This window comes from Streptomyces sp. SAS_272, from assembly GCF_052543235.1.
In genome coordinates, this window is the sequence record NZ_JBMNDR010000017.1 from 1 (window position 1) to 20,377 (window position 20,377).

Consider the following 20,377-nt stretch of genomic DNA (forward strand, 5'->3'; position numbering starts at 1 on the left):
GCCCGGCCCCTCAGCGAGGCCGGGCCCGGCGGACGCTCACCGCGTCAGGGGGTCAGGGGGTAGGGGGCAGAGGGCAGGGGGTCGGAGGGTTACGGCAGCGGCGGGTAGGCGTTCTGCATCAGCTGCCGGAACTGCGCGGAGAACCAGTGTCCGGCGAGCGGCGAGTTCGGCAGCGCCCCCGTGGGGTTGTTGCCGTTGCGCGCGTTACCGCCGTAGGTCGGGTCGCACATGCGGTCGAAGCCCTTGCCCTCGTCGTTGGGGACGGCCGCGCTGTTGCCGTCGGACTCCCCCGGCGGCTTCACCCACACGTAGGCGTCGACGCCGGCTGCCGGAGCCGCGGTGGGCCGCTGCCCGAGTCCCGCGCCGCTCTGGTTGCACCAGTTGCCGGCGTGCAGGCGCCGGTCGATCCGGCTGCCGTCGACGAAGTCGTCCACGGAGGTCATCGGGCCGGGGCCGGTGGGCCGGGCGGAGCCGCCCCAGCCGTTGCGCGAGGTATCGATCAGCATGCCGAGGCCGGAGTCGAACCCGGCGGCGACCAGCTTGTCCCGCAGTCCCAGCGCAAACGACTGTTCGTCCACGTACTGGTTCCAGTCGACCCACTTCGACTGGCGCACGGTCTGACCGTTCACCGTGTCGGTGACCTTGAGGTTGGGCTCCTTGACCGGGCTGTAGTTGGCGGTGTTGACGATGAACCCGGCCACGTCGTGCACGCTCGCGCCGTTGGTCGTGGCGACCCTGGCGAACTCCTGCACCGACGGGGCGAGGTTGCTGTCCCACCCGAGCCAGCCGTGGTGGCCGGCGTCGATGTAGTTGTAGACGTTCGCGAGGGCGCCGAGCTTGTCGAGGGCGTAGGAGACGCCCTTCTCGTAGTTGCCGTTGCCCTTCATGGTCACGCAGGCGTCGGTGGTGGTGGGGGTTCCGCCGGCGTTGGTGACCAGGTTGGGCAGCGAGTCGGGTTCGATGACCGTGGCGATCCGCAGGCCCGTGTACTTCGGGTCGGCCAGAATCGCGGCGATCGGGTCGATGTACTGACTCTTGTACGTGGCGAGGTCGTTCGGTCCGAGTTCGCCGTTGGAGGCGAGAGCGGCACAGTCACGGCCCGGCAGGTCGTAGATGACCAGCTGGACGACGATTTCGCCGGAGCCCTTCTGCTTCAGCGCCTCGTCCAGGTGGGCGCGCAGGCCCATGCCGCCGGCGACACCGTTGATCGCGGCCATGCGGTCGAGCCAGACGGCGGTGGGCTGGTCGGCGATGCGGCTGCCGCCCGGCTCGGCGGCGGCCTTGGCCGACCACTCGGGATTCACATAACCCTTCGCCCCGACATAGGGATTGGCGACGCGGCCGTCCGTGCCACCGCCGTCGTCGCCTCCGGTGCCTCCGCCGGTGTCACCGCCTCCGGTACCGCCGCCCGTGCCTCCGCCCGTGTCGCCTCCGGTGCCTCCACCCGGTCCGCTTCCGTCGTCGACGTTGCAGGTCACGCCGTCGAGACTGAAGGTGGCCGGAATGGCGTTGGTGCCGCTGTAGGCGGCCTGGAAGCCGAAGCTGACGGAACCGCCGGTGCCGAGCGCTCCGTTGTAACTCTCGTTGGCGGCGGTGACGCCGGTCCCGTTCTGGGTGACCTTCGCGTTCCAGCCGTTACTGATCCTCTGGTTGCCGGCATACGACCACTTCACCGACCAACCCGACTTGGCGGCACCGTTGTTGGTGATCGTGACGGCGGCGGTGAAGCCGGTGTCCCACTGGTTCTGCACCTTGTAGTCCACCGTGCAGGGTACTGAGGCGGCGGCCCCGGCCGGCGCCGTGAGGAGCGCAACCCCTGAGGCTCCGGTCAACAGCGCCAAAGCGGCGAGCAACGAGATGTTGGTGCGACTCATGAGAATGGGTTCCTTCTGCTTCGGGGATTTCTCCACTGGATGAGCGCGCGCAGGCGATCACGCGGCTTCGTGCCCCACGACGTAGGCGCAGCGCCATGGGCGGAGACCGGGAACGGGTCATGGAGCGTCCGGCGTTTCAGTGCCGGCCCGGACGGGGCCGGTCGCGGTCGTCGACGACCAGTCGGGACGTGATCCGCCGAGTGTTCTGCTCAGCAGAACGGTTGGTGTCGCCCGCCGGTCCTTGGCAGCCGTCGGGCCCCTGACCGGCGACGATGTGCTCCGCCGCGCAAGGGCGTGTGGTTCCCTGCGGCGGAGTCATCGGGACAGCCGGCATGACGACGAGCGCGTCTGCGCCTGCGGCGGCTGAGTGGCGTGATGGTGGGGGGTGTCGCATGAGCGACTCCTCGCAGCTCGGCGCGCCGTGATCGGCGCGTGACTGTTTGGAACCGCTCCCACTGGTGCGATGGAAGTTAGCGCCGAACGGCGCGGTTGCAACAGGGGTGCGTTCAACTTTCTTTGAACGGAACCGTTTTGTCCATTCACTTCTTCAAGCTTCTTGACCTCCGCTACCCGCATCCCCATTATGGGAGCGCTCCCACTGAACAGGACTTGTCCCTTCCCTGAGCCGCAAGCCGCAAGCCGCAAGCCGCAAGCCGCAAGCCGCAAGCCGCAAGCCGCAAGCCGCAAGAGGAACCAGTTCATGGATCCCGGACGCAACCCAGAACCGCCGGCGGGGTGTGGCCCGCAGCGGTGACCGCATCACAGCGACGACGCCGGCACGACCGTCGCGCACACCGCCCACTCCGAGCCCCTGACACACGCGCCACGCAGCCAGTCACACGGACCGCTCGGCGGCCCCCGCCCCCTGATCACCCGAGACAACACCCATGCCCCGCCACTTGTCAGGGGCATGATCCTCTCCTACAGTCCCAGCGGAGTACGGATGGGAGCGCTCCCAATCGTGGGGGCACTCCTGGTCCGGCCCCCACACCCGTCGCGGAGGACCCTCATGCAACCGTCACCGCTCCAAGCCCGCAGGGTGCGCGCCCTGTTCGGTGCGCTGCTCACCTCGCTCGCCGCGCTGGCCGCACTTCTCACCGGCGCTTCGGCGGCCCACGCCGACACGACGATCTGCGAGACCTTCGGCTCCACCACCATCAAGGGCCGATACGTCGTACAGAACAACCGCTGGGGCACGAGTGCGCCGCAGTGCATCACGGTCACGGACTCGGGCTTCAGGATCGCCCAGGCCGACGGCTCCGTCCCCACGAACGGCGCCCCGAAGTCCTACCCGTCCGTGTACAACGGCTGCCACTACACCAACTGTTCGCCCGGCACGAACCTCCCCGCCCGGCTCAACTCCATCTCCGACGCTCCCACCGGCATCTCCTACAGCTATGTGAGCGGTGCGGCCTATGACGCCGCCTACGACATCTGGCTGGACCCGACACCCCGCACCGACGGCGTGAGCCGTACCGAGATCATGATCTGGTTCAACCGCGTGGGGGCGGTGCAGCCGGTGGGATCTCCGGTGGGCTCCGCCACGGTCGCCGGACGCCAGTGGCAGGTGTGGTCCGGCAACAACGGCACCAACGACGTCCTGTCCTTCGTCGCGCCGTCGGCGATCGACAGCTGGAGCTTCGACGTGATGGACTTCGCCCGGAACGCCGTCTCCCGCGGACTCGCCCAGAACGACTGGTATCTGACGAGCATTCAGGCCGGCTTCGAGCCCTGGCAGAACGGCGCGGGGCTGGCGGTCACGTCGTTCTCCTCGACCGTCAACCTCGGCGGCGGCACCCCCGGCGGCCCGGGCGGTCCCAGCGGTCCCGCGGCGTGCAGGGTCGCCTACAGCACGAGTGTGTGGCAGGGCGGCTTCACCGCCGACGTCACCGTGGCCAACACGGGTTCCTCCCCGGTGAACGGCTGGAATCTCGCCTTCACGCTGCCCAGCGGACAACAGATCAGCAACGCGTGGAACGCCGGCATCTCGCCGTCCTCGGGAGCGGTGACGGCCACCAACGTGGCGCACAACGCGAACATCGCGCCGGGCGGCCAGGTGTCGTTCGGTTTCCAGGCCTCCTACGGCGGCGGCTTCGTCAAGCCGGCTGCCTTCAGTCTCAACGGGACTGCCTGCGCCATCGCCTGACGCCTTCGCAACGGCTCGCCCGACCTCTGTCGAAGGTCGAAGGTCGGCGGTCGGCGGTCCGCGGTCGGCCGATCAACCGCCGGCCTCAGACCTCCGACCACGCACCGGACCCGAGACATGACGCCTCGGTGTCCGCCCACCCGGGACCCGCCCGTCCGGCCTCCGCGCCGACGGTGCGGGTCCCGCCCTCTCCCCTCTCCCCCTCCCCCGGACGCCGGACGCCGGACGCCGGAGCCTTGAAAGCCCCGAGCCGGCGACGAGCCCGCAACGCAATCGCTCACGAACCACCCGAACCAGACGCCGTCATGGCCGACAATGCACGGGGCATACACGGAAGCCGTGTGCCCGGTTCCGTCGGCCCGTAAGATCGGTGATCTCTTGGGGGAGGTGGTCATGGGCAGGCGACGGCCCGACACGCCGACGCTGGAAGAGGTGGCCGCTCACGCCGGGGTGGGGCGGGGCACGGTCTCCCGCGTCATCAACAACGCGGCCGGCGTCAAGGACTCGACGCGCCGCTCCGTACAGCAGGCCATCGCGGAACTGGGGTACGTCCCCAATCTCGCGGCCCGCTCTCTGGCCGGGCGGCGAACCGACGCCGTCGCTCTCGTTCTGACGGAGCCCGACTGGCGGGTGTTCGCAGAGCCCTTCTTCTCGGAGATCGTCCGTTCGCTCGGCGACGCGCTGACGGACACCGGCATGCAGCTGATGCTGACCCTGGTCCGATCGGACGACGAGCGGCAGCGCTTCCTGGAGTACGCGCGCGGCGGCCGGGTCGACGGGGTCCTGCTGATGTCCGTGCACGCGGGAGACCGGCTGCCGGACATGCTCGCCGAGGCACGGCTGCCGACCGTGATGCTGGGACGCCGCTCGGGCGACGAGTACGTCAGCTACGTGGACGCGGACAACGTGGGCGGTGCGCGCAGTGCCGTCTCCCACCTGCTGTCACAGGGCCGCACGGCGATCGCCACCGTGACGGGCCCGCTGGACATGTACGTCGCCCAGTGCCGACTGCGCGGCTACCGGGATGCTCTGGCGCTGGCCGGCCTGAGCAGCGACCCTTCCCTGGTCGCCGAGAGCGACTTCACGGAGGACAGCGGGCGTCGCGCCATGGCCCGCCTGCTCGAACAGCATCCGGAGATCGACGGCGTCCTCGCCGCGTCGGACACCACGGCCGCCGGCGCGCTGAGAGCGCTCCGAGACGCGGGGCGGCGCGTACCGGAGGACGTCGCGGTGATCGGTTTCGACGACTTTCCGCTGGCTGAGCGCACCACGCCACGCCTGACCACGGTGCGTCAGCCGCTGGAGGAGATGGGCCGGGCCATGATCCGGCTCCTGCTGGAGGACATGGAGGAGCCGTCGGTGGCCTACCGCCATGTCATCCTGCGGACGGAGCTGGTGGTCCGCGATTCAGCCTGACGAGGCCCGAAGCGGCCGCCCGCCGACGGCGTACGGCCCGCAGGCCCGAGTCCCTGCACACGCCCGCGCGCCCCGGCACGGGGCGCCCGAAGGCCGCACCGGGGCGCCGGCGATTCGGGAGCGCTCCCAATCGACCTTCACCCCGGTGGCAGGCGGCCTACGGCAGTCTCCAGTCCACGGGCTGGGCACCCTGCCGCAGCAGCAGGTCGTTGGCCCTGCTGAACGGTCGAGAGCCGAAGAAGCCGCGGTCCGCGGACATCGGGGAGGGGTGAGCGGACTCGATCGCCGGAAGATCGCCCAGCAGTGGTCGCAGATTGCGGGCGTCGCGCCCCCACAGGATGGACACCAGCGGCTTTCCGCGCCCGGCCAACGCCCTGATCGCCTGCTCGGTGACCTCTTCCCAGCCCTTGCCGCGGTGCGCCGCCGGTTTGCGTGGAGCTGTCGTCAACGCCCGGTTGAGCAGCAGCACACCCTGCTCGGTCCAGGGTGTCAAATCGCCGTTCGACGGCCTGGGCAGCTCGAGGTCGGAGTGCAGTTCGCGGAAGATGTTCTCGAGGCTCCCCGGCAACGACCGCACTTCCGGCGAGACCGCGAAGCTCAACCCGATCGCCATCCCCGGCGTCGGGTAGGGATCCTGGCCGACGATCAGGACGCGGACGTCGTCGAAAGGCTGCTGGAAGGCCCGCAGGACGTTCGCCCCGGACGGCAGATAGGTGCGCCCGGCCGCTATCTCGGCCCGCAGGAAGTCCCCCATGGCCGCGATGCGTTCGGCCGCGGGTTCAAGAGCCTTCGCCCAGCCCGCTTCAACAAGTTCATGCAGAGGTCGTGGTGCCACAATGCGTCACCCTACTGGCACACGACCCGCCCCCGCACGGACACAGAACCCCTCACCCGCGGACGCCGCCCCCGGCGCCGGCCCTCCCCTCGCCGAGGCCGTCCAGCCCTCCAGCCGCTCCAGCCCCTCCAGCCCCTCCAGCCCCTCCAGCCCCTCCAGCCCCTCCAGCAGATCGCGCGGCCGCTCTCCCGGGAAGGAGCATCGACATCGACCGAGAGCATGCCGACGACCGTGCCGGTCCGGCCCGAGGGGCAGCCCTCGGTCCGGGGTCTGCCGTGACCTACGCCGGCCGGGCGACCGCGGCCTTCCGCTCGGACGCCGCCGACGCCGGAGCCGCCGGTACGGGCATCCTCGCCGTGGATTCGGGCGGTTCGGGACTGCGGGTCGCTCTGGGCTCTGCGGGCCGCGGCGCTCTGGGCCGGCGTTCGTCCCCGGTGCCCGTGCGCACCGGGGCGCGGGGCATCGATGCGGTGCATCTGATGGAACAACTGGTGCCGCTGGTCAGGGCGTTGGCGGCGGAGACCGGTGCCCCGCCGCCGACGACGGCGGCCATCGGCGCGGCGGGCCTCGCCACCCTGGGCGACGCGCTGCGCGCCGAGCTCCCGTCCGCCCTGGCGAGGGAGTTCGGCGTCCGCACGACCGCGCTGGCCGCCGACGCCGTCACCGCCTACGCCGGGGCGCTCGGGACGCGCCCGGGAGCGGTGGTGGCCGCGGGCACCGGTCTGATCGCGGTCGGCATGGATCTGACGGCCTGGCGGCGGGCGGACGGCTGGGGGCATCTGCTGGGCGACTGCGGGAGCGGCGCCTGGATCGGCCGGGCCGGTCTGGAGGCCGCGCTGCGTGCCCGCGACGGACGCCCCGGCGGTTCCTCGGCCCTGCTGGCGCGCGCCGAGGAACGGTTCGGCCCGACGGCCGGGCTGCCCGGGCAGTTGTACCCGCGCCCGGACCGGCCTGCAGTCCTCGCCTCGTTCGCGCCGTCGGTGGCCGAGTGTGCGCAGGACGACCCGGTGGCGGGCGGCATCCTGCACGCGGCGGCCCGGCACATCGCGGAATCGGCCGCCGCCGTCTGCCCGTCGGGGGGTGCGCCCCGAATCGCACTCACCGGGGGCCTGTTCGCCCTGGGCGACCCCCTCCTCGTCCCTCTGGAGGACGAACTGGCGACACGGCTGCCGCACGCCCTGCGAACGCCGGCCGAGGGCGATCCGCTGGACGGCGCCGTGCGTATCGCCGTCGACCTGGCGACGGGGGCCCCGGGGTTGCCGCATGAGGAGACACTGCTCTCGGTGTTGCCGCCCGTGTAATGCATTGCGCGTAGGGAACGTACGTCATGCCCCAAAAGGGGGATTACACCCTTCGAGGGCAAGTCGCCTGGAAAACACGCTGATCACTTCTGATCCGTACGTAACTCATCAGACAAAACCGGACGGATACCGCTCACGTGCACCCTCCCCGAACAGGGGAGCCCAGGAAGCCAGTAACATGCGTCGCCATGAGCTCCCCCACTGGGCCCGCGTCCGGCCTGCCAGTACGAATGCCGCGACCTCGCCAGCCCGGGCGGCACCGCCGACCCGAGCCGCTGGCGGCTCCCGAGGGCGCGCCCGCGCTCGTCCTCGCGGTGCCGGGCACGCCGAGCGTCGCCACCCGCGGTCTCGCCGAGGAGGTCGTGAGCATCGCCCGCTCCGAGCTCCCCGGCCTCGACGCGCGCATCGGCTACCTCGACGGGGACAACGCCGAGTTCCCCACCGTGCAGTCCGTGCTGACGTACGCGGCCGAGGAGCGCACCGCCCGCTTCGAGCAGGCCCGTGCCGCCGGTCTGGACGTCAAGGAGCCCGACGGCCCGGTCGCGGTGGTCGTCCCGCTGCTGGCCGGTCCGGACAGCGCCCTGCTGCGCCAGGTCCGCCAGGCCGTCATGGAGAGCCGGATCGCGGCCGAGCTGACCGATGTGCTCGGCCCGCACCCGCTGCTCGCCGAGGCGCTGCACGTGCGGCTGTCCGAGGCGGGCCTGGCCCGCGCCGACCGCGCCCGGCTGTTCACCGTGGCGACGGCCGCGGACGGCATCATCCTCGCCTCTGTGGGCGGCGAGGAGGCCGTGCAGGCCGCCGGCATCACCGGCATGCTGCTCGCCGCGCGTCTGGCCGTCCCGGTGATGGCCGCCGCGCTCGACCAGGAGGGTTCCATCGCGTCCGTCGCCGAGCAGCTGCGCTCCTCCGGCTCCCAGCAGCTGGCGCTGGCGCCGTACCTGATCGGTCCGGAGATCGACGGCACGCTGATCGAGGAGGCGGCCAAGGAGGCGGGCTGCCCCGCCGCCGACGCGCTCGGCCCCTACCCGGCCATCGGCAAGCTCGCGCTGGCCAAGTACACGACGGCTCTCGGCATCGCACAGCCGCAGCAGCAGGGTGCGCCCGTCCGCTGAGCCGACCGGCACCACCTCAGGACGCCGACGAAGGGCCCTCTCCCATCCGGGAGGGGGCCCTTCGCGTCACGCTCCGCGGGCGGACCGGACGACCGGTCCCGGGCAGGCGGGGCTTACCAGCGGCCCCGGCTGAAGAAGGCTCTGGGCAGCTGCCCCACTCACCTGCGCCGACCGGGGCAGCGCAGGACCGGGGCACTGGAGGACCGGGCACTGGAGGGCCGGTCAGCCGAGGACCACGCAGGACGCGGCGGGGACCGCGACGGAGCCCGCGCGGCGGGGCAGGCCGGTCGTCGGGTCCAGGGTGAACCAGGTGACGTCGCCGGAGCGCTCGTTGGCGACGTAGAGGAAGTCTCCGGCGTCCGCGAGGGCGACGGCCCGCGGCCACCGCCCGTGACAGGGCACCGTCCCGACGAGGCGCAGCACCTCGCCCTCGTCTTCGACGGCGAACACCGAGAGCACGTCCTCACCGCGGGTGGCGGCCCACACGAAGCGGCCGTCGGGCGAGACGACGAGTCCCGAGGGGTAGGCGTCGCCGGCCGGCGCGCCGGGCAGCACGGCAGCCTCGGCCAGCGGCTTGAGGGAGCCGTCCGCCGCGTCCCAGCGGCATACGGTGATCGTCGGCGTGAGTTCGTTGACGACGTAGGCGTGCCGGCCCGCCGGGTGGAAGGCGAGGTGGCGTGGCCCCGACCCGGGGCGCAGGGCGTGCTCCCGGTGCAGTACGGGCGCGCCGTCCCGCAGCGTGCAGACCCGCAGCGAGTCCGTGCCGAGGTCCACGCTGACCGCCCACCGGCCGCTCGGGTCGGGCTGGACATGATGGGCGTGCGGGCCCTTCTGGCGCCGCGTGTGCGGCCCCGAGCCGGTGTGGCGCAGGATGCCGGAGGCGACGCGGGCGAGAGTGCCGTCGGCCCGGACCGGGACGGCGGTGACGCTCCCGGAGCCGTAGTTGGCGGTCAGGACGTGCCCGTCGAACACGCTGAGGTGGGTGGGTCCGCTGCCGCCGACCGGCACCGGCGGCCCGGCCTGTTCGGGCACGTCGCCCGTCACGCGGTACGCGGCCACCGCGCCGTCCGCCGTCTCGCTGACCGCGTACAGCGTCTCCCCGGTGGGCGACAGGGCCAGGTAGGAGGGGTCCGGGACGCCGTTCACGCTGCTCACCAGGGTCAGGGCGCCGCTCGTCCGGTCCACGTCGGCGACCACGATGCCGGACCCTCCCGCCGCAGTGAACGAGCCGATGAACGCCCGCCGTCGTCTTCCGCCGAGGTCTGCCACCGCTGCCGCCTCCCGGGTCGCCGCTGTCGCTGTCGCTGCTGACGCTGCCGCTCGGAGGCGACGGTAGCAGTCGATCACCAGCGGTCTAGACCAGGATTGCTCGGCACGGCCCACCGTCCGCCGTCGCGGGGCCCGCCCGTCGCAGCCTCCGGTGCTGCGCCGGCGTGCACCGCAGACGCCGTGAGCTCGCGCGTGTCAGGCGCCGGCCGGGACGTGGTCGGTGCGCCGCAGGGGCACGGCGAGTTCGAGGAGCGCGCGTTCCAGGGCGTGCAGGTGGGCCAGGACCGGCTCGGCCGGCGCTGCGGACGGGGCGCCGCCGGTCGCCGCGGGGCGACGGCCGGCGGCAGCCGGGACGGTGAGCGCCTCGACCGCGGCCCCTACCCGCCGGCACGCGGCGACGAGCCGGGCGTCGTGCGAGGCCTGCGGGTCCGCGGCGACCGCGGCGAGCCCGCGCACCTCGCGGGCGCAGTCGTCGAGGAGCGCGAGCACGTGCCGGGCCCGGGCCTTGCGGCCGCGCAGGGGGCTGAGCGGATGCACGAGCGGCGCCAGCGACATCCGGACGCGGGCCAGGATCTGTTCGAGTTCGGCCACGCGCCGGGACGGGTCCGCGGTCGCCGCACCCGCGAGCCGCGCGGCCGCCTCGGCCGTGCAGGCGTGCACGCAGCGCAGCGCGCGCTCCACCCACGCCTCGGTGACGGAGTGCGTGGTCACCGGGAGCACCAGCAGTACGGCCAGGACGGCGCCCAGCGCGCCCACCGCCGTCTCGGCCGCCCGCAGGGCGAGCAGCGCCGGGTCGAGCAGGCCCAGCAGCCCGTACAGCGCACTGGCCATGACCGTGACGGACAGCATCATCCACGTGTAGGAGACGGCGGCCGTGTAGAAGATCCCGAAGACGCCGACGCCGACGACCAGGGCCGACGCCACGGGCTCCCCGTGCAGCGGTACGGCCACCACGAGTCCCAGAGCGATCCCGAGGACGGTCCCGAGGAACCGCCGGAACCCCCGCACCAGCGTCTCCCCGCGCGAGGCGGTGTTCACGAACACCCACCAGGTCGCGCCCACGGCCCAGTACCACCGCTGGTCGGAGAGCGCCTGCCCGACGAACAGGGCGAGCGCGGCGCCCACGGTCGCCTGGACGGCCTGCCGGGTCGTGACGCGCGCGAGCCCGCGGCCGCCGGCCGACGGAGCGACGGCCGGCGGAGCGGGCGAGCGCCGCTCGTAGCACCACGCCCCGAACCGCACCGCGGACGACGCGGCCAGTGACAGCAGCACGGCCGCGCAGAGCTCCGGCAGCCGGGCGGGGACCGTGTGGAGGAACTGCGCGGCGAAGTAGGTCATGAAGGCGAACACCCCGAGCGCGTGTCCGCGCGGGCCCCACCGGCGCGCGTAGGCCCCGGCGCCCACGACGGCGAGGAAGGCCAGGTCACGGGCGACTGGGAGGTCGTGCAGGAAAGCCGCGAGGGTGAGCACCGGCAGTCCCACGACGGGCAGCAGGGCCGTCGTCACGGCCTGACCGCGCACGGTCGGGTCGGTCACCGTGAACAGGGCCAGCAGCGCGGCCAGCCCTCCCGTGACGGCCGCCGTCAGCGTGTGCCCGGCCGCTCCGCACAGGGCGACGGCGAGTCCGACGCCGAGCACGGCCCGGGAGGCGAACCGCAGTCGTACCCGCCCCGGATCCGGCGCCGCGAATGCCCTCTTCAGCAAGCTGCCCCGCCCTTTCCCCACCCAAACACGCCGAAACCGACGCACGGAAAAGGCGCCGCGGGAGTCCGCAGCGCCATCGACGGGGTCATCTCAACACCGGAGGGCCGACTGGTTCAACCGGCGACCGGGGCACTGCGCCAATGGCACAGTCGTGCCGACTCCGCCGTGGCCGCCGACCGGGCCAACGGTCCACTCGTCAGGCCACACGGTTCAGCCGCCCGCCCCGGCCGCCGGGTACGGCACGGCCGTCCCGAGCCGCCGGGTCGCGGTCCGCCGGGCCGTTGGTACTGTCGTCGCTGATCGGTGTGCGCACGAAGGGACCGGGCGACCACATGGCCGTGGACGAGCTGGACACCCGCATACTGCGGCTGCTCATCGAACAGCCGCGGACCAGCGTGCGGGAGTACGCCCGCCTGCTCGGCGTCGCCCGCGGCACGCTGCAGGCCCGCCTCGACCGGCTGGAGCGGGACGGCGTGATCACCGGCACGGGACCGACCCTCTCCGCCGCCGCACTGGGCCACCCGGTCCTCGCGTTCGTGCACATCGAGGTCACCCAGGGCCACCTCGACGACGTGGGCGACGCGCTGGCCGCCGTGCCCGAGATCGTCGAGGCCTTCTCGATCACCGGCGGCGGCGACCTGATCACCCGGGTCGTCGCGCGGGACAACGCGCACCTCGAGGACGTGATCCAGAAGCTGATCAGCCTGCCCGGGGTGGTCCGCACCCGTACCGAGGTGGCACTCCGCGAACGCGTGCCGCACCGGCTTCTGCCGTTGGTGCAGTCGATCGGGCGGACGGCCGCGCGGTAGCCCGTCTCCGCCGTGCCCGTGCGGTCACCGACGCGACCGCACGCTTCCTGCCCGCCGCCCCGACGCGACGCCGCGATCCGGACGGCGCGTGGTGCGACCCTGCTGCGCCGGCCGGGCCCGGGCGCTCTAGGACCGGCGGCGGGGCTTGCCGGCGCCGCGCCGGCCCGCGCCGCCCTTGGTGCTGCCGCCCTTCGTGCCGCCGCCGCTCCTGGCGCCGCCTCCGGCCTTCGCGCCGCCGCTGCGGCCCCGGGCTCCGCCGGCTCCGCCGCCGGTCTTGCGGGGTGCGCCCCCCGGCTGCGGCTTGCGCGGCTGCCGCTCCTGTGCCGGGGTCGGCTGGGCGCGCCCGCGGGTGCTGTTGACCGTGCGGCCGCGGACGATCCCGATGAAGTCCTCGACCAGGTCGGTGGTGGCGTCCTCGGGCCAGGCGAGCGCGACCTCCGACCCCGGGGCGTCGACGACCGTGCGGTAGGTCAGGTCACGGCGGTGGTGCAGGCGGGCCAGGGACTGCGGCACGACCAGGACGCCGATGTCGGCCGCGACCAGCTCGATCGCGTCCTCGGTGGTCGCGGGGCGTTCGAACGCCGGCTCGCCGGGCGGCCGGTCCCAGCCGAGGACGTCGTCGAGGGGATGCACGACCACCTCGTCGGCGAGGTCGTCGAGGGTGATCTCCTCGGCGGCGGTGATCACATGGTCCTTGGGGACCACGACGACGGTCGTCTCCGTGTAGAGGGGGATCGCGCTGAGCACCGTCCGGTCGACGGGAAGGCGCACCAGGGCCGCGTCGGCGACGCCCTCGCGCAGGGCGTCGGAGGCCTCGGCTGCGGCGACCTGGAGGAGGGTGAGAGGGACGTCGGGCAGGCGTTCCTGCCAGATCCGCACCCACTTGGCGGGCGTCACTCCGGGGACGTACGCGAGCTGGAATGAGGGGGAGTCCGCCGAGTCGGTCATCCCGCCAGGCTACCGGCTGTGGTCACCGGCCGTGGTCGGCGCTCTCGTCGGCGGCCGATACCCTGGACCGCATGAAGTCGCAGCAGAGCACCCAGACGATGAAGGCCGCCACCGCGGCGAAGAAACTGGGTGTGTACCTCCCCGCCACGCCCGCCGAGTTCCAGGAGGGCGATGTCTCGCGCACCGAGCTGAACGAGCTGCAGGCGAACCCGCCCGAGTGGCTGGTGAAGCTGCGCGAGAGCGGTCCGCACCCGCGTCCGGTTGTCGCGGCCAAGCTGGGCGTGTCCATCGCGGGCCTGGCCCGGGGCGGGGTGACGGAGGCACTGACCTCCGAGCAGATCGACGCGCTGAAGGAAGCGAAGCCGGAGTGGCTGGAGAAGGAGCGCGCCACGCAGGCCGAGGTCCGCAAGGAGACCGCGCGCCTCAAGCAGCGTGACGCCGAGCGGGCCGAGGACTGACGCCGCTCTTCTCGTCACCGGGCCTCGCCCCCGCGCCGTCGCTTTGACTACCATGCGGGCAGGTTCACCGACGTGGGTGTTCGAGGTTGCTGGGGGTTGGGATGGTTGCTGGTCGTGTGGTGCGCTTCGACAGCCAGCGGGGTTACGGGTTCATCGCTCCCGATGACGGCGGTGAGGATGTCTTCCTGCACGTCAACGACATGCTGATGCCCGAGTCCCAGGTGCGCCGGGGCATCGTGGTGGAGTTCGAGATCGAGGAGGGCGAACGCGGCCCCAAGGCGTCCGGGGTGCGGCTCGCGCGGGGCGAGGACGGCAAGCCCCTCACCGCCGACGACGACGTCCTGTGCGATGTCCTCAGCACGGAGGAGTTCGTGCGGGACGTGACCGAGGCCCTGCTCACGGCGGCGCCCTCGCTCACCGGCGAGCAGATCGTGCAGGTGCGGACCGGGCTGGCGCAGTTCGCCAAGAACCACGGCTGGGTCGAGGGCTGACCCGACCGCCCGCACGCACCCTCGCGGGCTCTTTCGCCAGGCCGACGCCCGTCCCGGCCCGTTGTCAGTGGCCTCCTCTACAGTTCCCGTCACTTGATCACAGCGGGTGCGGGAGGCACACATGGGGTGGGTGTCGGCCGGCGACTACGAAGTCGCCCTCGAGGACGGCAAGGTGGTGTGCCGCAACGCGGCCGGACGGCGCTTGAAGTCCGTGCCGCCGAAGATCGCCGACGATCCGGCGGTGGTGGGGCTGCGCCAGCTCACCGAGTGGCTGGAACGGCACGAACGCCGGTGCCTGACCGACGTCGAGCGGTGGATGGTGCGTTCGCTCCCGGTGCCGTTCGCGGTCGTCGCGCGGGTGTGGCCCGACCCCGCCTGGCAGTCCGCCCTGCGCGACCTGGTCGTCACCGGGGCCGACGGCGAGGTCGCCGGGTTCCTGCGGGACGCCGACATGGAGCGCGGCCTCGGCCTGGTCGACCTCGACGGCGACACCGTGCGCATCGTCCCCGACCTGGTCCGGCTCCCCCACCCCGTGCTCCTCGACGACCTCGAGGAGCTGCGGGAGTTCGCCGTCGAACTCGGCGTCGAGCAGCGCGCCCAGCAACTCTTCCGCGAGGTGTGGAAGCGGCCCGCCGCGCTCGACGCGCAGGACACGGCCGTCGAGGAGTACGCGGGTGGCGCCTTCAAGGAGCAGCGGTTCCTGCACGGCCGGGTCACCCAGCTCGGCTACCGCGTGCGCGGCGGTCACGCCGTCTGTTCCGTGCTGGAGGACGGCCGGACCGTCGAGGCCCGGGTGTGGGTCGGCGACTACGAGGGCTACGAGGAGGCGGAGACCGGCCCGCTCGTGTTCACCGACTCCGCCGGCCGGGTGCTGAAACTCGGTCAGGTCGGGCCGGTGGCCTGGTCGGAGGGCATGCGGATGGCGGCCGCGCTGTACGCGGGCCGCGACGTCGAGGACGAGGAGCGGGCGGCATGACGACCTACGACGAGGCCACCGCGGCCGCGCTGCTCGACGCCGGCGCCGTACTGCCCCCGGGCAGCACGGGCCGGGAGGACGCCGACACCCTCACGGTCCGCTCGTACACCCATCCCGCTCTGGAAGACCGCACGGTCGTGCGGCTCGTGCCGGACACCCTCGGCGACGCCGAGGATCTGGCTCTGGACTTCCTCGGGCTGATCCGCCGGGCGGAGACGCCCGAGGTCGGTCAGGTGCGCCGGGAGACGCTCGGCTTCCCCGCCTGGGCGCTGGTCAACGACCCCGCGAACGGTCACCACGCACTGGCGCTGGTCAAGGACGTCGAGCGGCTCGCCCGGCAGGCCAAGTCCCGTCCCGGGACCGCCAAGGACGGCTTCGAGGAGCTCGGCGGCCGGCTCGGCCGGGCCGTGCCGCACTTCCTGCCCACCTTCTACGAGCAGGCGGCCCGCGTCTTCCTGCAGTACGAGAACACGACGTACGCCTCCGCGTTCTTCGGCAAGGCCCGCGAGGCGGAGCGGGTACACGCGCTGACGGTCGACGAGGAGCGGCAGCGGGCCGTGTTCCTCGAGTTCGCCTTCGCCGGGGCGCTGACCGTCAAAGCGCTCAAGGAGCACGTCAAGGCGCTCGCCGCACGACTCGATCCGGCCACGGCCTGGGCGCAGTTCCGGCAGTTGACCGTGGAGCGCTGCGCGGCCGGCATGCCGCCCTACGCCTCGCTGCCGCAGGACGCGCGCCAACTGATCAAGGCCGCAGGTCACGACCGGGTGGGCGAGGAGTGCGCCCTGGTCGCCGACCTGCTCGCGTCGCCCGCGGCGGTCCGCGCCCCCGCGTCCTTCTGGAACGCCTACCGCCCGACGCTCGCCGTCCTCGCCGGGCAGCGGCCCGAGGTGCGCGGGCGCCTGCTGGAGATCATGCCGGCCGGTCTTGGCCGCTCGGTCGAGGACGACGAGTTCTGGCTGGCGCTGCTCGTGGAGTGCGGGGCCGACCGGCTCCTCACCGGCGAGGAGGCGGCCGCAGTGGACGCCGCGGACTGGCTCGGCCGGTGGGCGCTGCACCGCAAGCACGGCGGGAACGTCGGCGACCGCTCCCCGGCGACCCTCGCCCTCGTCGAGCGGATGGCGCCGCACCTGCGCGAGCAGGGCCGTCCCGTGGACCTGTGCACGGGGCGCTGGCGGTCCGGCGCCGACGTGGACCTGCTGGACCTGTGCGCGGCGCACGGCGTGCCGCTGACGCTGCCCGGCCCGGACGAGGTCGTCTTCCTCTCCCTGGACGGCTGGATCGGCAGGCCCGGTCCCGGGCGGCGCGACCTGACGGCGATGGCGGCCGACCCCCGCTTGCGGCGTCTGCTGTACGCCGACATCGGCACCGTCAAGGACCACCGGCTCGCCGACGGAGTGCTGGACGGTCTGGCCGCGCACCCCGTGCTCGGCGACGTCCTGCGCGAGTGGCTGGAGGACGCCGCCGGGGAACTGACGGCCGCGGTCGGCCTGCCCGCCGCGCGGGCCGCCCTGGAACGCCTGCGCCCCTTCCGGGCGGTGGCCGCCCGGGTGAGCCCGGCGGCGGTGGCCGCGGTCGCCGCCCACAAGGTCGCCCCGCTGCTCGGGCACACGCTGCGCGCCGGCATCCTCGACGAACTGGGCTGGCCCGCGCTCGACGAGGCGCTGCGCCGGCTCGACGCCGAGACAAGGCCCGGCCGCAACCAGGAAAACCCGATGACCGTCCACGAGGCGTGGCCCGCGCTGATCGTCTCCCGCGAGCACAAGGTGTTCGTCGTCGGCCCGCAGGAGATCCTGCTGGAGCACGACCTGCGGTTGCCGGTGGAGCCCGACCGCTGGCAGCGCCCGGCGTTCCGCTACACGGACGGCGAACTGCTGGTGATGTGGCGGCAGGACGGCAAGCAGTTCGGGTACTGGTCCGCCCGCCCGGCCGACGTGTTCCCGCTCGGCGGCGAACAGATCCCCCACTACTGGTACGGCGGCTCCGACGCGGGCGCCCCGTCGATCCCGCTGCCGGGCGGCGGCCGGGCCACCGGCGGGCGCACCCTGCACGCGGGCGACACGGTCCTGCCGGCGGGCCGGCGTGTCCTCGGCGACGGTGTCTCCCTGTGGCGCCAGGGCAGGGAGGGCCGCCGGCAGGTGTGGCTCGAGTACGACCCGGCCACCGGCACGCACGGGCGTGCCTCGCTGCCCGCGTTCCTGCAGTCCGGCATCCGGGACGACGCGACCCTGCGTCAGGAGCAGTGCCAGGTCCTGCCGCTCCGACCGGGCCTGGAGCAGAGCCCGTTCGGCACGGACGGCACGGTGCTCGGACGCTGGGTGCGCACCGAGGGCGAGGGCGCCGAGGCGCGCACGGTCGCCGGCACGCCGGACGGCCGGACCGTCACCCTCCCCTGGGCCGACGGCCGGGCGCCCGGCGAGCTGCTCGGCGCGCTGCGCCTGCCGGGCGGCGCCGAGCCGGTGGCCGTCGGCCTGCACCGGCAGATCGCCCTGTACGCGGGTGCCGATGCGTCGGCGGCAGGCGAACTCGGCCGGGTGACGCCGATGGAGCGCGGCAGCGAGTTCGCCGCCGGCACCCGGTTCGTCCCGCCGGTCGACTTCTGGCACGCGCTGCGTCCGCGCGACGAGGCCGCGTCGGCCGTGCTGCGCGCGCTGACCGACGAGCAGGCGGCCGGCCTGGTACGGGCCGCGACCGAGGCGCTGGCGCAACGGCGGGAGACGCTGGCGGCGGCCGGGGCGGTCGACGGAACCACGGACGCCCGGGCCGTCGTCCCGTCCGCCGACGAGGTCCTTCGGCAGGTCGTGTCGGCCGGCCTGCCCTCGCTCGACGACCCCGGGATCGTCACGGGCGTCGCCGCGCTGGTACGCGCGGTGCTGCGACTCGCGGAGTCGACCGCCTCGTGCACGGCGCCGCCGGCCGACCGGCCGAAGGCGCAGAGCCGACGCGTCCTCGGCATGTACGCCGACCTGGCGCCCGAGCACGGCGACGACCACACACTGCGCGAGGCCGCGGCGGGCCTCGCCCACACGCACGGCTGGTGGGGCAGCGAGGTGCGCTGGAGCGCTCTGCGCCAGATCCGCTCCCTCAACCACGTGCTGTCCGGGAACCCCGCCGACGGCACACCGCTGCGCGAGTCCGCCCGGTCCACGGGCGCCGCCGACGGGTGGCGCAGCGACGAGTTCACCGTTCCCGGCATCGGCCTGATCTGGACGCCGTTGCTGGACGTGCTGCGCCCGCTCGCCTACCGTGCCGCCTCGCCGACGGTGACCGAGCCGCACCGCGAGGCGCTGCTCCTGCTCTGCGAGGCGGTGGCGGACGGGCCGCTCGCCACCACGGTCGGGTCCCTGCGCGAGGTCGTGCTGAGCGAGCCGCACGAGAAGCAGGAGCGGGTCGGGCAGGTGCTGCGCCGGGACGGCCGCACCGTCGTCGTGCTCGGCTGTCAGAGCATCGACCGGCAGGCCGGACGGGTGCACTGGCTCGCCCTGGACCACGACCCGGCCGGCGCCTTCGGCGCCATCGCCCACTTCACCCTGACGCAGGAGAACGCGCACCCGGCGGCGTTCCCCGCCGGGGCGTTGAGCGCGGTCACCGCACTCGTCCGGGACAAGGGCCCGGCGCCCTGGCAGCCCGGGGCGCCCGACGCGCTCGCCGATGCGACGGGCGGGGGGCTGGGGCCGATGCAGGCGGCTCTGCTGATCGCCGCCCGGCCGGCGCAGCTGACGGCGGAGGTGATCGCCGCGACCGGCCTGAAGCCGCGTCAGAAGGAGCTCGGCGACGCCCTGTTGTCCTCGGTCGGGGCCACTGACCGGCTGACGCTGGTCGGCGCGCTGCTGCCGGTGAACCCCGGCGACCTGTGGACGGCCGGACCGGACACCCAGGCGGCCGGCCGGGAGTGGGCCGAGCGGCTCGGCGGAGTCGTCCGGCTGCCGGAGGACCTCGCCGGGGAGCTCTCGCTCGCCGGACTGCCCACCGGCTCCGTCGAGGAGGTCCTCAACCCGGGGCGCACCCCCTGGATCAGCCGCACCACCGTCCAGCGGCCGGACAAGGACGGCAACCTCGTCGCGGAGGACCCGGCGGCGCTGCCCGGCCGCGGCGAGCTGACCCGCGCCGTGGCCGCGCTGGCCGGCCTCGCCTACTCGCTGCCCTACGGGCATCCGCTGCGGGCGCTCCTGCCGGGGGCTCTCGCCGCGCTGCGCCGCCGCTTCGCCGATCCGGAGCTGCTGCTCGACCTGGACGTCGCATGGACGGACACGGGCTCCTCGGCCGCCGCCGAACTGCGCAAGGCGTACGGGCTGCCCGCCGTGGGCGGCGCCGACGCGCACGGTCTGACGCACGCGAGCGAGGCGCTGGTGCTGCGCCCGTGGTACGGCGAGAGGGAGACCGTGCTGGTCAGGTCGGGCGCGCTGCGCACCCCCGAGGACCCGGTGTTCGGCCTGATGGAGGGGCTCGTCGGCGAGGGCCGGGGGCACGGCATGCGGGCGCTGCGGACCCTCCTCGACGAGGAGCTCACCCGCGCGGTCACGGCCGGCGCCGACCCCGCGGGGGCTGCCGGGTACGCCCAGGATCCGATCCTCGTCGTGCCCGGGCTGGTCGCCGAGGTCGCGACACACCACGGGCTGGGCGAGGACGCGGCGGCGCTCTACCTCCAGCTGCTGGCACTGCCGGACCCCACGGATCGCAACTGCGTCCGCTGGACCGGCTGGAAGCCGGCCCGGACGAAGAGGGCCCGCGCCGAACTCGCGGCGAGCGGCCTGGTCGTCGAGGCCAAGCGGGCGCGCGCCGGGCGCACGTTGTTCCTGCCCTGCGGCTGGCTGGACCTCAAGTCCCCCGCGCTGCCGGTGGAGCTGTGGAAGAAGGGTCTCTACCCGATTCCCGCCTACGGGCGGGCCGTACCGCTGGCGCCGGTGCCCGAGCTGTTCGCTCGCGCGTGGGAACGCGTCCGCTCCGGCGACGCCCCGGCCTACGAGGAGCTCACCACCCGCGCCACCCGCAAGGGCCGCCGCCGATGACCACCGTCCCGTCCCCCCTGGAAGAGCGCGAG

General features: G+C 73.6%; 14 protein-coding genes. 9 read left to right on the forward strand and 5 right to left on the reverse strand.

Annotated features, from left to right (window positions below; translation table 11 throughout):
• Positions 1 to 89 precede the first annotated feature (89 nt).
• Positions 90 to 1,874 (reverse strand): glycoside hydrolase family 6 protein, encoded by a 1,785-nt coding sequence (locus tag ACN6LD_RS12995; RefSeq protein WP_445043225.1) that lies wholly within the window; start codon positions 1,872 to 1,874, stop codon positions 90 to 92.
• 1,009 nt (positions 1,875 to 2,883) lie between these two features.
• Between ACN6LD_RS12995 and ACN6LD_RS13000 the strand changes: the two genes are divergently transcribed.
• Together ACN6LD_RS13000 and ACN6LD_RS13005 are read left to right on the forward strand one after the other, a co-directional pair.
• Entirely contained in the window at positions 2,884 to 4,020 is a 1,137-nt protein-coding gene (locus ACN6LD_RS13000) for a GH12 family glycosyl hydrolase domain-containing protein (protein ID WP_445043226.1), read from the forward strand.
• A 393-nt stretch (positions 4,021 to 4,413) separates the two neighbouring features.
• Positions 4,414 to 5,436, forward strand: a complete 1,023-nt coding sequence (locus tag ACN6LD_RS13005; protein ID WP_319198393.1) for a LacI family DNA-binding transcriptional regulator — start codon at positions 4,414 to 4,416, stop codon at positions 5,434 to 5,436.
• Positions 5,437 to 5,593: 157 nt separating this feature from the next.
• Here the strand turns inward: ACN6LD_RS13005 and ACN6LD_RS13010 are convergent, their stop codons facing one another.
• On the reverse strand, positions 5,594 to 6,271 hold the full coding sequence (locus ACN6LD_RS13010) for a uracil-DNA glycosylase (protein ID WP_319198395.1): 678 nt from the start codon (positions 6,269 to 6,271) through the stop codon (positions 5,594 to 5,596).
• A gap of 275 nt (positions 6,272 to 6,546) precedes the next feature.
• Between ACN6LD_RS13010 and ACN6LD_RS13015 the strand changes: the two genes are divergently transcribed.
• Entirely contained in the window at positions 6,547 to 7,572 is a 1,026-nt protein-coding gene (locus ACN6LD_RS13015) for an N-acetylglucosamine kinase (protein WP_445043227.1), read from the forward strand.
• A 188-nt stretch (positions 7,573 to 7,760) separates the two neighbouring features.
• Positions 7,761 to 8,684 (forward strand): sirohydrochlorin chelatase, encoded by a 924-nt coding sequence (locus ACN6LD_RS13020; RefSeq protein WP_319194931.1) that lies wholly within the window; start codon positions 7,761 to 7,763, stop codon positions 8,682 to 8,684.
• A gap of 222 nt (positions 8,685 to 8,906) precedes the next feature.
• Here ACN6LD_RS13020 and ACN6LD_RS13025 read toward each other — a convergent pair whose 3' ends face one another.
• A complete protein-coding gene (locus ACN6LD_RS13025; RefSeq protein ID WP_445043228.1) occupies positions 8,907 to 9,953 on the reverse strand; it encodes a lactonase family protein in 1,047 nt (348 codons plus the stop codon).
• 195 nt (positions 9,954 to 10,148) lie between these two features.
• A complete protein-coding gene (locus tag ACN6LD_RS13030; RefSeq protein WP_319196230.1) occupies positions 10,149 to 11,657 on the reverse strand; it encodes an FUSC family protein in 1,509 nt (502 codons plus the stop codon).
• A 332-nt stretch (positions 11,658 to 11,989) separates the two neighbouring features.
• Here ACN6LD_RS13030 and ACN6LD_RS13035 point away from each other — a divergent pair, with 332 nt between their 5' ends.
• A complete protein-coding gene (locus ACN6LD_RS13035) occupies positions 11,990 to 12,466 on the forward strand; it encodes an Lrp/AsnC family transcriptional regulator (protein ID WP_057582582.1) in 477 nt (158 codons plus the stop codon).
• A 126-nt stretch (positions 12,467 to 12,592) separates the two neighbouring features.
• Here ACN6LD_RS13035 and ACN6LD_RS13040 read toward each other — a convergent pair whose 3' ends face one another.
• The gene (locus tag ACN6LD_RS13040) at positions 12,593 to 13,414 is read right to left on the reverse strand and encodes a LysR family substrate-binding domain-containing protein (RefSeq protein WP_445043229.1); all 822 of its coding nucleotides are present in this window, start codon (positions 13,412 to 13,414) and stop codon (positions 12,593 to 12,595) included.
• A gap of 71 nt (positions 13,415 to 13,485) precedes the next feature.
• Here ACN6LD_RS13040 and ACN6LD_RS13045 point away from each other — a divergent pair, with 71 nt between their 5' ends.
• The 4 genes from ACN6LD_RS13045 to ACN6LD_RS13060 all read left to right on the forward strand — a co-directional run bounded on the left by ACN6LD_RS13045 (position 13,486) and on the right by ACN6LD_RS13060 (position 20,345).
• On the forward strand, positions 13,486 to 13,872 hold the full coding sequence (locus ACN6LD_RS13045) for a DUF5997 family protein (protein WP_319196226.1): 387 nt from the start codon (positions 13,486 to 13,488) through the stop codon (positions 13,870 to 13,872).
• Between the two features lie 101 nt (positions 13,873 to 13,973).
• Entirely contained in the window at positions 13,974 to 14,363 is a 390-nt protein-coding gene (locus ACN6LD_RS13050; RefSeq protein ID WP_319196224.1) for a cold-shock protein, read from the forward strand.
• Between the two features lie 121 nt (positions 14,364 to 14,484).
• Positions 14,485 to 15,339, forward strand: coding sequence for a DUF4132 domain-containing protein (locus ACN6LD_RS13055; protein WP_319196222.1), 855 nt, complete (start codon positions 14,485 to 14,487; stop codon positions 15,337 to 15,339).
• Positions 15,336 to 20,345 carry a hypothetical protein gene (locus tag ACN6LD_RS13060; protein WP_445043230.1) on the forward strand — a complete coding sequence of 1,670 codons (5,010 nt, stop codon included), beginning with the start codon at positions 15,336 to 15,338 and terminating at the stop codon, positions 20,343 to 20,345. Before ACN6LD_RS13055 ends, ACN6LD_RS13060 begins: the two co-directional genes overlap by 4 nt.
• Positions 20,346 to 20,377: the final 32 nt, after the last annotated feature.